Here is a 14,266-nt window from a genome sequence, read left to right on the forward strand (position 1 = left end):
AAACGTACACGGTACGATTGGCGGACGATCGTCCCTCGGGCCACGTCGGGGCCGTCGGCCCCCGTGATGGCGGGAAACGACCCACCCGCCCGTTATCGTGGGCGCCATGGGGCGATCCGCGGAAGATGGCAGACTCGAGGCGGGGGGCGATGTGGCCAGCCCGGCGGTCAGTGACCGCATCTGGACGGTTCCCAACCTGCTGAGCATGCTCCGGCTGTTGGGCGTGCCGCTGTTCCTCTGGCTCGTCCTGGTACCCCAGGCCGACTGGTGGGCGCTGCTGGTGCTCGGCTTCGCCGGGCTCAGCGACTGGCTCGACGGCAAGATCGCCCGCGCCTGGAACCAGACCTCGCGCCTGGGCACGGTCCTCGACCCGCTCGCCGACCGGCTCTACATCTTCGCCGCGCTGCTCGGCCTGGTGATCCGGGACATCGTCCCGTGGTGGCTGATGGCCATCCTCGTCCTGCGCGACGTCCTCATCCTCGGCGCGCTGCCGCTCCTGCGCCACTTCGGCTACGGGCCCCTCCCGGTGAACTTCGCCGGGAAGGCCGCCACGCTGTGCCTCCTCTACTCGTTCCCCCTGCTTTTCATCGCGGGCTACGAGTCCACCGTGGCGGATGTGGCGAGAATTATAGGTTGGGCCTTCGCGCTCTGGGGAACTGCTCTCTACTGGTGGGCCGGACTGCTCTACGCCGTACAGGGCCTGCGCCTGATGGCCCAGACCCGCCGCGACGAAAGCGCTGATCACCACGGGGACCGACCGGTCGCCGGAGACAGCGACCACGTCCGCGGCCACGACACGGATCGACCCGATCCAGCCACATCGGCGGCCGCTGACGGCGATCCTGGAGCGGTGGCCGAAGGCTCGGACCGGCCGAGCCGCCCGGATCAGGGACGGACCGGACCCTGATCCACCGACGGACCGGCTCACCGCGAGTCCTGTCGGATCGAAAGGGAGTGTCGTCTCCGTCATGAGAACATGTCCCACCGCGCGCCACGGCGCGCGCTCCGAGAACCCGTCCCCCGCCGCGTCCTCCCACGGCACCGTCCTACGGAGGCACCGGCGATGAGCACCCACGAGGAAACCCCGGAGAGCGCTTTTCAGGCGCCTCCCATGAAGGCCGTCGTGATGGCCGGCGGCGAGGGGACCCGCCTCCGCCCCATGACCGCCAACCAGCCCAAACCCCTGCTTCCGGTGGTCAACAAGCCCATCATGGAGCACGTGCTCCGCCTGCTGCGCAAGCACGGTTTCACCGAGACCGTGGTCACCGTCCAGTTCCTGGCCACCCTCATCCGCAACTACTTCGGGGACGGCGAGGAGCTCGGGATGAAGCTCCACTACGTCGCCGAGGAGGTCCCCCTCGGCACCGCGGGCAGCGTCAAGAACGCGGAGGAGCACCTGCGCGGGGAGCCGTTCATCGTCATCTCCGGCGACGCGCTCACCGACATCGACCTCACCGACATGGTGCGCTTCCACAAGGAGAGCGGCGCCAAGGTCACCATCGCGCTCAAGCGGGTCCCCAACCCGCTGGAGTTCGGCATCATCATCGTCGACGAGCAGGGCCGGATCCAGCGCTTCCTGGAGAAGCCCACCTGGGGCCAGGTCTTCTCCGACACCGTCAACACCGGCATCTACATCATGGAGCCGGACGTCCTGGACCGGGTCGCCGAGGGGGAGGTGGTCGACTGGTCGGGCGACGTCTTCCCCCAGCTCCTGGAGGAGGGCGAGCCCCTCTACGGCTACATCGCCGACGGCTACTGGGAGGACGTGGGCACCCACGAGAGCTACCTGAGCGCCCAGGCCGACGTGCTGTCCGGCAAGGTGGACGTCGACATCGACGGCTTCGAGGTCTCTCCCGGGGTGTGGGTCGGCGAGGGGTCGGAGGTCGACCCCCGCGCGATCCTCAAGGGCCCGCTCTTCATCGGCGACTACGCCAAGGTCGAGGCGGGCGCGGAGCTGCGCGAGTTCACCGTGGTCGGCAGCAACGCCGTGGTGCGGTCCGAGGCCTTCTGCCACCGCACGGTCCTGCACGACAACGTCTTCGTCGGCCGGGGCGCCAACCTGCGCGGCTGCGTCGTCGGCAAGAACACCGACGTCATGGCCGCCGCCCGGATCGAGGAGGGGGCGATCGTCGGCGAGGACTGCGTCATCGAGTCCGAGGCCTACGTCAACGCCGACGTCAAGGTCTACCCCTTCAAGACCATCGAGGCCGGCGCGGTCGTCAGCACCAACGTCATCTGGGAGTCGCGCGGGCAGCGCTCGCTGTTCGGCCCCCGCGGCGTGTCCGGGCTGATCAACGTCGAGATCACCCCCGAGCTGGCGGTGCGCCTGGCCAACGCCTACGCCACCACCCTGAAGAAGGGCGCGCTCGTCACCACGTCCCGTGACGTGTCCCGGGCCGCCCGGACGCTCAAGCGCGCGGTGATCAGCGCGCTCACGGCCGCCGCCATCGACGTGCGCGACCTGGAGGTGGTGCCGCTGCCCGTGGCGCGCTTCCACACCTCCCAGAGCGGGGTCAGCGGAGGCATCACGCTCCGCACCACCCCGGGCGACCCGGAGTCGGTGGACATCCTCTTCCTGGACGGGGGCGGGGCCGACCTGTCGCCGGCGGCGCAGCGCAAGCTCGACCGGGTCTTCTCCCGCGCCGAGTACCGCAGGGCCTTCCCCGGGGAGATCGGGGAGCTCACCTTCCCCTCGCGCGGTGTCGAGAACTACTCGCACGACCTGCTGCGCTCGGTCGACACCTCGGGGGTCGCCGAGGCCGGGCTCAAGGTGGTCGTCGACTGCGCGGGCGGCAGCGGCTCGCTCATCCTCCCCTCCCTGCTGGGGCGGATCGGCGTGGACGTCCTCACGGTCAACAACCGGCTCGACGAGGCCTCGCCCACCGACACCGTCGCCAAGCAGAACCGCGACCTGGAGCGGCTGGGCGAGCTCGTCTCGGGGTCGGGAGCCGACTTCGGGGTGCGCTTCGACCCCGTGGCCGAACGGCTGGCCATCGTGGACGGCAACGGCGAGCTGGTCGACAACGACCGCGCCCTGCTGGTCGTCCTGGAGCTGGTCTGCGCCGAGCGCGGGGGAGGCCGGGTGGCGCTTCCCGTCACCACGACCCGGGTCGCCGAGACGGTGGCGGCCGCGCACGGGGTCGAGGTGCACTGGACCGCCACAGCCACGGGCGAACTCACCAAGGCGGTCCAGAGCGGGGGCGAGGACGTCGTTCTGGCCGGGGACGGCCGGGGCGGTTTCGTCGTCCCCGAGTTCAGCCCGACCAGCGACGGCATCGCCGCGTTCGTCCGGCTGCTGGGACTGGTGGCCAGGGACCGCCGCTCGCTGAGCCAGATCGACCGGGCGATCCCCCAGGCGCACCTCCTGCGCCGTTCGGTGCCCACCCCCTGGGCGGTCAAGGGGAGCGTCATGCGCGCCGTCGTGGAGGCGGCTGGGGACCGTCGGCTGGACACCACGGACGGCGTCCGCGTCCTGGAGTCCGACGGTAGCTGGGCGCTCGTCCTCCCGGACACGGCGGAGGCCGTGACCCATCTTTGGGCCGAAGGTCCCGACTCCGACACCGCTCACCGCCTGCTGGACGAGTGGGCGGCCGTGGTCGAACGGGCCGAGGGCTGACCGGTGCGACGCGCGGGCGAGGGCGGTCCCCCCGTCCCCGCCCGTGCGTCGCGGCCGGGGCGGTCACGGCCCTCCGGGCCGCCCTTTTGAGGGATAAAATGGACATATCACCAGGTTGAGGCCGTCCGATGACGGCAGTGCGAATCCGTGGGGTTTCACCGAGAACCAAATCCCCCGGAGGAGCATCAGCATCAGGACAGGTGTTTCACTGTCCCGGGGCCGGCCACCGGTGGAGGCGGCGCCCCGGGCGCCGAGTCCACCGATCCCCGCGCCGCACGAGCGGCCGGGGCGTCTACGGCAGGCCGAGGAGGAGCGAAACCCTTCCTGGACAGGGATATGGTTTAAAGTCGAGTGTTCCCTGGAGCGCCGCGTCGCCCACCGGACCGGGTATCCCGGCAACGGCGGACACCCTGACCGGGGGTGACGAGGAGTACGACACGGGGGATGAGACCTAGCGACCGACCGTGTGAGGCGCACCGCTGCCGCGACAGCGAACCGCCCCACCACGTGCCGGGCGACGTGTGGACCAGGTGTCCGCGCGGGACCCGGGACGTGTCACCGATCAGCCGAATCAAGCACCGCCCCGTGCGGTAGGAGGCCGAGCCGACCTATGTCGAGCGTTTACTGCACGCAGTGCGGTCACGCCGTTGCGGATGATGCCCGTTTCTGCTCCCACTGTGGAACCCCCGTCCGCAGGGCCGAACAGCAGGGCCCCCGACCCGGTTCGGGTGGGGACGCCGCCGGAGACGTCACGTCCACCATCTCCATCTCGGGGATACAGGCCCTGGAGGAGGAGGAGTCCGGCGACGAGCTGGGCGGTGACGACCCCGCCAACGCCGACGCCCTGCCTCCGGGCACGGCGCTGCTCGTTGTCAGGCGTGGCCCCAACGCGGGAAGCCGCTTCCTGCTGGACAGCGACGTGACCACCGCCGGACGGCATCCCAACAGTGACATCTTCCTTGACGACGTCACCGTGTCCCGACGCCACGTGGAGTTCTTCCGCCGCGGCGACGGGTTCGGCGTCCGCGACGTGGGCAGCCTCAACGGCACCTACGTCAACCGTGAGCCGGTCGACGAGGCCCAACTCGGTGGTGGGGACGAGATCCAGATCGGCAAGTTCCGCATGGTTCTGCTGACCAAGCCGCGCCGCTGAGGGGTCGCTGACCACGGACGACGGCGGCGGGCGGGCCGATGAGGTTTGCGGCCCCCCGCCGCCGGAGAGCTTTGTAACGAAGGGTGCCGATTTCGCCTTCGGGTCCTGAATCCGACGGCGGTCAGGTGACGAGCGCCCATCCGGTATGACGACGCGTGGGACGGAGCCGCTGTGAAGCACATGGAGGTTGTCGGCGTCCGGGTCGAGATGCCCTCGAACCAGCCGATAGTCCTGCTCAAGGAATCCGAGGGGGACCGCTACCTGCCGATCTGGATCGGCGGCGTGGAGGCGACCGCGATCGCGCTGGCGCAACAGGGCGTCGCGCCGGCCAGGCCGCTCACCCACGACCTGTTCAGGGATGTCCTGGACGCCCTGGACACCGGCCTCACCACGGTGAACATCACCGGTCTCAGCGACGGCATCTTCTACGCCGAGCTGGTCTTCAGCAACGGCGTGGAGGTCAGCGCCCGCCCCTCCGACTCCATCGCCCTCGCCTTACGCACGGGTGCGCCGATCTACGCCCACGAGGACGTGATCGCCGAGGCCGGGATGCCGATCCCGGACGAGCAGGAGGACCAGGTCGAGGCGTTCCGGGAGTTCCTGGACAACATCTCGCCCGAGGACTTCGGCAGGAAGGCCGAATAGACCGCTGCGGGGTCCGTGCGGCGAGGGCTCCGACCAGCGTGGAAGCAGAAGGGACACAGCTGCGACCTGCGGCTTTGTCCGACGTGCCGGTGATAGATTGGGCTGGGGAAGTGACCGTGGCGGTCAGGGCCGAAACCCGTGGAGGCGCACAGGGCGCCTCCGGGAGGGCCCCGGGGCACCAACGGCGCGCGCACTTGGCGACGCGCCGGGTCCTGTCGTTGACGCTGCCGGTCGGTAGTCCTACCGTCAGTGCAGTGGAACCCGCGGCGCACCCATCCCCTGAGTGGATATCCCCTGTCGAGGCCGCCGCGGGACGAGAAGCCGGAGGTCGGCGTGGCGGTAGCGAGCGGCAAGCGGAATCCCCATGACAGGCGGTCCGCGCTGCGGCTAGCGGGGCAGCAGGGCCTACTGTGCGAAGAGGACGTGGTGGCGCGGCCTATGGACGTCGGGTATCGGGGCCCAGCGGCGTGTACCGCCGCCGGGATCACCTACCGTCAGCTCGACTACTGGGCGAGAACCGGCCTGGTCGAGCCGAGCGTGCGTACCGGAGCCCAGAACGCCCCTCTGTACAGCCTGCCCGACATCCTGATGCTCAAGGTGGCCAAGCGGCTGCTGGACACGGGCATATCGCTGCAGCAGATCCGGACCGCGGTGGACCACCTGCGCGGACGCCCCGCCCCCGACCTGGCCCGCATCACCCTCATGAGCGACGGCGTCAGCGTCTACGAGTGCACCTCCCCCGACGAGGTCGTGGACCTCATGCAGCGCGGCCAGGGCATGTTCGGCCTGGCGCTGGCCCACGTGTGGCGTGAGCTGGAGGAGGCGCTGGGCGTGGTCCCCGACGAGGAGCGGACCGAGCTCCCCTCCGCGCCCCCGCCGGTGGACGAACTCGCCAGGCGGCGCAGGGAGCGCCGGACGGGCTGACCCCGGGGACCTCCGGGCATCCACCGGTGTCGCCCGCGCGCGCCGGAGCAGGCAGGAATTCGAGAGCCGTTCCCCGACCGTGTTGTGCCCGGCCCGTGCCCGGGCGACCGCGGGCCTGCGGTGTGCCCGGGGCCGGGAGGGGAGCGGGCGCCCGACCGGTCCGCCGTCGAGGCCCCGGGCGCGGGGACCCGGCGCCCGAGGCCGCCCCGTCGGCGGCGGGGACCGTTCCGGCGACCGCACCGGCAGGGCCCGGGTGTACGCGGACCCCGGACGGGCGGCGGACCCCTGTGCGCACCGGTGCGCGCAGGTGGCCGAAACGCGTGGGCGGGCTCTGCGCCTGCGGTGATGATCGAGTACCGTCGTACTCACAACAGGGACGAAGGGTGGAATTCGCCCTGTCCCCACATGCGTACATAGCGTCAGCAGGCTGTCAATACCGCGCGGGAGAGACCCCGACAGGGGCGCCGACGGGGCAATACTCCCCAGTAACCTCTCAGGCACCACGGACCGCGCGGAGGAGGCCGCTCTGAAGCCGGGGCACGTCCGTGCCCGGTGACAGAGGGGGAGACCGTGAGGAACACCGCCGAGTCGACTCGGCCATGTCACCAGGAGGTCTCCGTGCCCGATCAGCCCGTGAACACCCCCGGCGCGCCCGCCCGGGTGTTCGCCGACCGCCACATCGGCCCCACCCCGGCCGAGATCCAGGAGATGCTCAAGACGGTCGGCCACGGCTCCACCGCCGAGCTCATGGCGGCGGCCGTACCGGAGTCCATCCTCACCGGCCCCGGCAGCAGCGCCCCGCTCGCCCTCCCCGACGCGATCGGGGAGGCCGAGGCCCTGGCCGAACTCCGCGACCTGGCCGCGCGCAACGACGTGCGCACCTCCCTGCTCGGCCAGGGCTACTACGGCACCTTCACCCCGCCGGTCATCCTGCGCAACATCATGGAGAACCCGGCCTGGTACACGGCCTACACGCCCTACCAGCCCGAGATCTCCCAGGGCCGCCTGGAGGCCCTGCTCAACTTCCAGACCATGGTCTGCGACCTGACCGGCCTGCCGGTCTCGGGCGCCTCCCTGCTGGACGAGTCCACCGCGGCGGCCGAGGCCATGACGCTGGCCCGCCGGGCCTCCAAGAGCAAGGCCGACGTCTTCGTCGTCGACGCCGACGTCTTCCCGCAGACCCTCCAGGTCCTGCGCACCCGAGCCGAACCCCTGGGCATCGAGGTCGTCGTCGCCGACCTGACGCAGGGCCTTCCCCAGGGCGACGCCTTCGGCGTCCTCGTCCAGTACCCGGGCGCCGGCGGCGCCGTGCGCGACCCGGGCGACGTCATCGCCGCGGCCCACGAGCGCGGGGCCCTCGCGGTGGTGGCCGCCGACATCCTCGCCCTGACCCTGCTGCGCAGCCCGGGCGACCTCGGCGCCGACATCGCGGTCGGCTCCACCCAGCGCTTCGGCGTCCCGCTCGGCTTCGGGGGCCCGCACGCCGGCTACATGGCCGTCGGGGAGAAGCTGCGCCGCCAGCTGCCCGGCCGCCTGGTCGGGGTCTCGGTGGACAACGCGGGCAAGCCCGCCTACCGGCTCGCCCTCCAGACACGGGAACAGCACATCCGCCGCGAGAAGGCCACCAGCAACATCTGCACCGCGCAGGTGCTCCTGGCCGTCATGGCGGGGATGTACGCGGTCTACCACGGCCCCGACGGCCTGCGCGCGATCGCCCGCCAGGTGCACACCCGCACCGCGGCGTTGGCCGACGCCCTCGTCGAGCGCGGTTTCGAGATCGTCCACTCCGCCTACTTCGACACCCTGCGCGTGCGCGTGCCCAGCGCCGCCCGCGTCGTGGAGACCGCACTGGAGGCCGGGTACAACCTCCTCCCCGTCGACCAGCACACGGTCGGCGTGAGCGTGGACGAGACCACCTCCGTGGCCGATCTGGAGGCGGTTCTGGCGGCCTTCGGCGAGGCCGAGCGGGGCTCCGCCAAGGGTCTCCCGGACGTGGACCCGGAGGCCGCACGCCTCCCCGCCGAGCTGGCCAGGGAGGTCGACTACCTCGCGCACCCGGTGTTCAACACCCACCGGAGCGAGACCTCCCTGCTGCGCTACATGCGCCGCCTGTCCGACCGCGACCTGGCCCTGGACCGCACGATGATCCCGCTGGGCTCGTGCACCATGAAGCTCAACTCGACCACGGAGATGGAACCCGTCACCTGGCCCGAGTTCGCGGGCCTGCACCCGTTCGCGCCGATCGACCAGGCCGCCGGGAGCATGACCGTGATCCGCGACCTGGAGGCCTGGCTGGCCGAGGTCACCGGCTACGACGCCGTGTCCCTCCAGCCCAACGCCGGGTCCCAGGGCGAGTTCGCCGGACTGCTCGCCATCCGGGGCTACCACCGCTCGCGCGGCGAGGCCCACCGCGACGTGTGCCTCATCCCCAGCTCCGCGCACGGCACCAACGCCGCGAGCGCCGTGATGGCGGGTATGCGCGTGGCCGTCGTCGCCTGCGACGACAACGGCAACGTCGACCTGGACGACCTGCGCGCCAAGACCGCCGAGCACGCGGACGACCTGGCCGCGATCATGGTCACCTACCCGTCCACGCACGGTGTGTACGAGGACACCATCACCGAGGTGTGCCGCCTGGTCCACGAGGCCGGCGGCCAGGTGTACGTCGACGGCGCCAACCTCAACGCGCTCCTCGGCTGGGCCAAGCCGGGCGAGTTCGGCGCCGACGTCAGCCACCTCAACCTGCACAAGACGTTCTGCATCCCGCACGGGGGCGGCGGTCCGGGCGTGGGGCCGGTCGCGGTCCGCTCGCACCTGGCCGGCTTCCTGCCCAACCACCCGGCCCAGTCCGAGGCGGGCCCGCACACGGGGGTGGGACCGGTGTCGGCCGCGCCGTTCGGTTCGGCGGGCATCCTGCCCATCTCCTGGGCGTACGTCCGGATGATGGGGGAGGAGGGCCTGCGCTCGGCCACCGAGGTCGCGGTCCTGTCCGCGAACTACCTGGCCAAGCGGCTGGAGCCGTACTTCCCGGTCCTCTACACCGGTGCGGGGGGCCTGGTGGCCCACGAGTGCGTCATCGACATCCGCCCGCTCCAGAAGGCCAGCGGGATCAGCAACGAGGACGTGGCCAAGCGCCTCATGGACTACGGGTTCCACGCCCCGACGATGTCCTTCCCGGTCAACGGCACCCTCATGGTGGAGCCGACCGAGAGCGAGAACCTCGCCGAGCTGGAGCGGTTCGTGGAGGCGATGATCGCGATCCGCGCCGAGATCGACCGGGTGGCCGGCGGGGAGTGGGACGCCGAGGACAACCCCCTGCGCAACGCCCCGCACACCGCCGAGGCGGTCACCGCCGAGAAGTGGGAGCACGGCTACACCCGGGCCGAGGCCGCGTACCCGCTGCCGTCGCTGCGCACGGACAAGTACTGGCCGCCGGTCGGCCGTATCGACCAGGCCTACGGCGACCGCAACCTGGTCTGCTCCTGCCCGCCGCCGGAGGCCTTCGCGATGTAGGCGAGCGGGACGGACGAGGGGCGCCGGTCCGCGGACCGGCGCCCCTCCGCGTGTCCGGGCCGGGGCCCCCGAAAGTGAATCTACGTCGTAAAGGCACCGCATGGACAAGTGCCCCATCCGGTGAAGGGACGAGCACCGGACCGACATCCCCACAGGGCCGCCGCCTCCGGGCGTGAGCCGCGTTAGAGTTGCGGCGACCCGGTCCCGCGTCCCACCGCGAGACCCGCCGCCCCCATGGAAAGCGGAAGCAATGACCACGACGTCCGGACATCCCGCACGCTCTGGCCCCGCCGACCCGCCCCCGGCCGCCGACCCCCAGGACACCGGGGAGACCGACGCGGTCTCCGCCCAGGACGCCGCCGACGTGTGCGACCAGGCCCAGGACCTCGCCGAGAACGGCCACCTCAAGCGCGCCGCCAAGCTCTACCGCAGAGCCGTCGCCGCGGACCCGCACCCGCGGGTGCTCGCCCGCGCCCTGCTGGGCCTGGCCGTGGTCGAGGACCAGCGGGGGGACCTCCCCGCCTCCCGTGAGGCCGCCCGCGGGGCGGTGGCCACCGGCGACCCCCGGTACGCCCCGCGCGCCGCCTACCACCTCGGCCTGTCCCTCGAACAGGAGGGCGAGCACGTCGAGGCCGAGGGCGTCTGGCGCAGGCTCGTCGACCTGGGGGACCCCTCCTACGCCGCCGTGGCCCACTACGGTCTGGCGAGGTCGGCGGAGGACCGCGGGGACCCCGGAGCGGCCGAGGAGCACTGGGAGGCGGCCCTTCGCCTCCCGCGCGGCTCCGACCCCATCGGCCGCCTGCACGCGGCCACCGTCGTCGAAGCGGCCCGGGACCTGGCGGGCCGCCTGCTCGGCCGGGGGCTGCCGGGCGCCGCCTCCGCGGCCGTCGAACGGGGGCTCTCGGTCGCGGACGACCCCGGCCTGCGCCTGCTGCGCGCGGCGGCCCACCTCGAACACGCCATCGCCGACGTCGACGCGATCGTCGACCCGGGCGAGGGGGAGCGGGACGCGCCCGCCCCGGACGCGGGGACCTCGGCCTCGGCGGTGGAACTCCTCGCCGGGCTGCTCGCCCTGCGCGGGGAGCCCGAAGGCGCCGAGCGGGTCTGGCGCGCGGGCCTGGGGGACGGGGACCCGGAGACCGCGCACGAGGTGCGCCGTCGGCTGCGCCGGGGGTTCGCCGCCCCGGAGGACGAGGGGGCGGGCCCGTGGTGGGAGCCCTACCTGGAGGAGGCCGCGGCGACGGCCACCGCCCCGGCGCTGGCGGGGGAGCTGTTCGCCGTCATCACCCGGATGCACGCGCTGCTGGCGCTCCCGGTGGTGGAGGGGGAGTCGCGCGCCGACGCGCTGCGCGCCGCCATGGAGCAGGCCCTGCGCACCCCGAGCGGCCTGGTGTGGGGCGCCGACGTGCACGCCGACTTCCGGAGCCGGCTGCGGGAGGCGATGGGGGGAGAGGACGTCCTGCCCGAGGGCTGGCCCGACCTGTGACACGGAACCGCCCGGGGCTCGTCGCCTTCCGGGCGGGTGTGCGTCGGCCGGGGACCGCGCCGGCGGTGGCCCGGGGCCGGCGGCGGGCGGTGTCGCCCGCTTCCGGTGTGTGGGCGGGGCGGGTCCCTGGCCGTGTTCCCCGGTGTGCGGGGTCAGGCGGCCACGCGGGGCCGGTGCGGGGCGACAACCGCCCCGTCGGGCAGCAGTTCGCCGGTGTCGTCGAAAAGGACGACCCCGTTGCAGAGCAGGCTCCATCCCTGTTCAGGGTGGCTGGAGACGACCCGTGCGGCTTCGCGGTCGGTGTCCTCGAAGGACGGGCAGGCGGGTTGGTGGCTGCACATGGGACAGGCCTTTCGTTCCAGAAGAGCTCGTCGTTGAGCTGACGCCAACTTTAGTGGCTCACATCACATGCTTGCTCTGGTTTAGGCCCACCGCAGTGGTCCCGGTGTCGTCGTCCGCTCTCACACGGTGAGATACCCGCAGGCAGGCAATGGTTCCGGTGTGTCCGGCTCCGGCCAGAACGGTTTCAGTATCCGCCGCGCGTTCGGCGTGCCGCTGGACGGCTGCGCATCCCCGCCCCGGCGAGCCCGCCGCGCTGGAAGGCCCGCACCAGCTCCCCGCCGAGGTTGACCCCGGCGCCCAACGCCAGGCCCACCATGACCGCCTCCACCACGCTGAGCAGGCCCGACACCGCCGTGCCCTGGGTGATCTCGATCAGTCCCCGGTACAGGATGCTGCCCGGGAGCAGCGGCGCGATCGACGGGACCAGGTACGGCAGGACCGGGCGTCTCGTGCGTCTGGCGAGCCAGTGCCCCACGACGCCCACCGCGACGGCGCCGGCCATCGTGCCCACGACCGGCGGCACGTCCAGGAGCGAGCGCAGACCCGCGTAGATCACCCAGATCATGACGCCCAGGGCACCGATCGTCGGGAGCATCCGGGGCGGGACCGCCAGCGAGATCGCGAACGCCATCGCGATCCCCGCCGCACCGATCAGGACGGGGACCTCCAGGGAGGTTCCCGCCGAGGGCAGGCTGTCGAGGTCGACCGGCACGCCCAGGCGGATCGCCGTGTAGGCCACGGCACCCACCCCCGACACGATCGCGCCCAGGATGAAGAAGGTCTCCAGGAGGCGCGCCGCGGACGACACGTAGCTGCCGCTGATGCCGTCCTGGAGGCTGGACACCAGGGGCCGCCCGGGGAGCAGGGCCATGATGTTGCCGGTGATGATCGCCGCGGCCTGCAGTCCCAGGTCCAGCGTGGTGCTCACCCAGAGCAGGGCCACGCCGATGGTCGCCGCGACCACCGCCGCCGCGGCCATCTGGTAGAACTCGGCGACGCCGCGCCGGGCCAGGAACACCGCGGTCCGGTCGCCCAGCACGGTGGCGAGGAACGCGGCGGCGGCCACGACCAGGCCGCCGCCCATCATCACACTGGCGCTGGAGGCGATCAGGCCGAACCCGAACACGATCACCCAGTTCGGGTACGGCATGCGGGCACGCCGGATCTGGGACAGCCGGGCGGTGGCGTCCTCCAGTTCCAGCAGCCCCAGCGCGGCCTGCTGCACCAGGGTGTGCAGCTCGTTGACGCGGAAGTAGTCCAGGGAGCGCCGGCGCACGACCCGTTCGCCGGTGACGGGCGGCTGGTCGCCGCCCGGGTGGGTGGACAGGGTGATCGTGGTGAAGGTGACCGACACCTCGGACCGGGGCAGTTCGAAGGCGACCGAGAGGCTGAGCATCGACTCGCTGACGGCCTCCGTGCCCTCGCCGCTGGCCAGCATGAGCTCGCCGACGCGCAGGACCAGGTCCATGGCCCTCGCGTCGGGCAGGTTGACGGCCTCGTTGTCGTCGAGGCCGTCCGGGGTCAGTTCCCGTTCGTGTTCCGCTCGCCAGTCCCGCATCCTGCTGAGCAGGCGGTCCTCGCTCGGGGGGACCGGTCGCTCCCGCTTGCTTGGCATCCCTGTTCTCCGTTCCCTCCCCGCCTGTACCCCGTGGTGGTCGGCGCGTCGATCACAACCCCAGAGGGGACGCAGTCCGGACGTGTCGGGTTCGCCTGGAACAGGAGCGGGCGCCGGTGAGTTCGATCACCGGCTCATCCTGTCAAGGCGGGATGGACTCCGACAGCGACGCGCCGGGGCCCGCGGGGCGGGTGGCCCGGTGCCGCGGCGCGCCCGGACGGCACCGTGCCTCAGCCGTCCCCGTCGGGCCGTCCGGGCCTGACGAGTCCGTGTTCGTAGGCGTAGACCACGGCCTGTACGCGGTCCCGCAGTCCCAGTTTGGTGAGGATGCTGCCCACGTGCGACTTGACGGTCGTCTCGCCCAGGACGAGGTGGGCGGCGATCTCGGCGTTGGACCAGCCGCGCGCCACCAGCCGCAGGACCTCGTGCTCGCGGGCGGTCAGGGCCGCGGCCGGGGCCTCGTCCCCGGCCGCGGGGGGCAGCAGCGGCGTGAAGCGGTCCAGGAGGCGGCGCAGGACCGGTGGGGCCACGACCGCGGCGCCGCTCGCGACCACCTCCACGGCGGTCACGAGATCGGCGGGCGGGGAGTCCTTGAGGAGGAACCCGGTCGCGCCCGCGCGCAGGATCTCCACCACGTACTCGTCCAGGTCGAAGGTGGTCAGTGCCAGGACCCGCACGCTGTGTCCCAGCGGCTGGGCCCAGGACGTGATCCGGCGGGTGGCCTCGACCCCGTCCATGCCCGCCATGCGGATGTCCATGAGGACGACGTCGGGCACCAGGGTCCGGGCGGCCCGCACCGCCTCGCGGCCGTCGGAGGCCTCCCCGACGACCGACAGGTGCGGGGCGGACTCCAGGATCATGCGGAAACCGGCGCGGACGAGGGGCTGGTCGTCGACCAGCAGTACAGAGACGGGCACACGGCCGATTGTGCCTCATCGGGGGGCTTGTCCGGTCCCCGCCGTCCGGGGCGCG

The 14,266-nt window shown here is 72.2% G+C and carries 10 protein-coding genes and 1 riboswitch; of the genes, 7 read left to right on the forward strand and 3 right to left on the reverse strand.

Translation table 11 applies throughout. The features are described 5' to 3' along the window. Window positions 1-151 precede the first annotated feature (151 nt). From ABZ234_RS19735 to ABZ234_RS19765, 7 genes are all read left to right on the forward strand, one after another. Entirely contained in the window at window positions 152-907 is a 756-nt protein-coding gene (locus ABZ234_RS19735) for a CDP-alcohol phosphatidyltransferase family protein (protein ID WP_267950432.1), read from the forward strand. 204 nt (window positions 908-1,111) lie between these two features. Further along, window positions 1,112-3,616 (forward strand): mannose-1-phosphate guanyltransferase, encoded by a 2,505-nt coding sequence (locus ABZ234_RS19740; protein WP_344180772.1) that lies wholly within the window; start codon window positions 1,112-1,114, stop codon window positions 3,614-3,616. A gap of 610 nt (window positions 3,617-4,226) precedes the next feature. Continuing rightward, window positions 4,227-4,769 (forward strand): FHA domain-containing protein, encoded by a 543-nt coding sequence (locus ABZ234_RS19745; protein WP_267945351.1) that lies wholly within the window; start codon window positions 4,227-4,229, stop codon window positions 4,767-4,769. Window positions 4,770-4,940: 171 nt separating this feature from the next. Then, window positions 4,941-5,414 (forward strand): bifunctional nuclease family protein, encoded by a 474-nt coding sequence (locus ABZ234_RS19750; RefSeq protein WP_267945350.1) that lies wholly within the window; start codon window positions 4,941-4,943, stop codon window positions 5,412-5,414. A gap of 438 nt (window positions 5,415-5,852) precedes the next feature. After that, complete coding sequence (locus ABZ234_RS19755; protein ID WP_267945349.1) at window positions 5,853-6,338, forward strand: MerR family transcriptional regulator; 486 nt, start codon at window positions 5,853-5,855, stop codon at window positions 6,336-6,338. A 431-nt stretch (window positions 6,339-6,769) separates the two neighbouring features. Then, window positions 6,770-6,858: riboswitch (glycine riboswitch) on the forward strand. 98 nt (window positions 6,859-6,956) lie between these two features. After that, a complete protein-coding gene (gcvP, locus tag ABZ234_RS19760) occupies window positions 6,957-9,851 on the forward strand; it encodes an aminomethyl-transferring glycine dehydrogenase (RefSeq protein ID WP_355013041.1) in 2,895 nt (964 codons plus the stop codon). Between the two features lie 250 nt (window positions 9,852-10,101). Then, window positions 10,102-11,337 carry a tetratricopeptide repeat protein gene (locus ABZ234_RS19765; RefSeq protein WP_355013042.1) on the forward strand — a complete coding sequence of 412 codons (1,236 nt, stop codon included), beginning with the start codon at window positions 10,102-10,104 and terminating at the stop codon, window positions 11,335-11,337. Between the two features lie 152 nt (window positions 11,338-11,489). On the opposite strand, the gene ABZ234_RS19770 is transcribed toward ABZ234_RS19765, so the two are convergent. From ABZ234_RS19770 to ABZ234_RS19780, 3 genes are all read right to left on the reverse strand, one after another. Next, the gene (locus ABZ234_RS19770) at window positions 11,490-11,678 is read right to left on the reverse strand and encodes a DUF5999 family protein (protein ID WP_267945346.1); all 189 of its coding nucleotides are present in this window, start codon (window positions 11,676-11,678) and stop codon (window positions 11,490-11,492) included. Window positions 11,679-11,863: 185 nt separating this feature from the next. After that, window positions 11,864-13,294 carry a threonine/serine exporter family protein gene (locus ABZ234_RS19775; protein WP_267945345.1) on the reverse strand — a complete coding sequence of 477 codons (1,431 nt, stop codon included), beginning with the start codon at window positions 13,292-13,294 and terminating at the stop codon, window positions 11,864-11,866. Between the two features lie 230 nt (window positions 13,295-13,524). Next, the gene (locus ABZ234_RS19780; protein WP_267945344.1) at window positions 13,525-14,211 is read right to left on the reverse strand and encodes a response regulator transcription factor; all 687 of its coding nucleotides are present in this window, start codon (window positions 14,209-14,211) and stop codon (window positions 13,525-13,527) included. Window positions 14,212-14,266: the final 55 nt, after the last annotated feature.

It is taken from the genome of Nocardiopsis sp. NPDC006198, assembly GCF_040613895.1.
GTDB classification, from domain to species: domain Bacteria; phylum Actinomycetota; class Actinomycetes; order Streptosporangiales; family Streptosporangiaceae; genus Nocardiopsis; species Nocardiopsis tropica.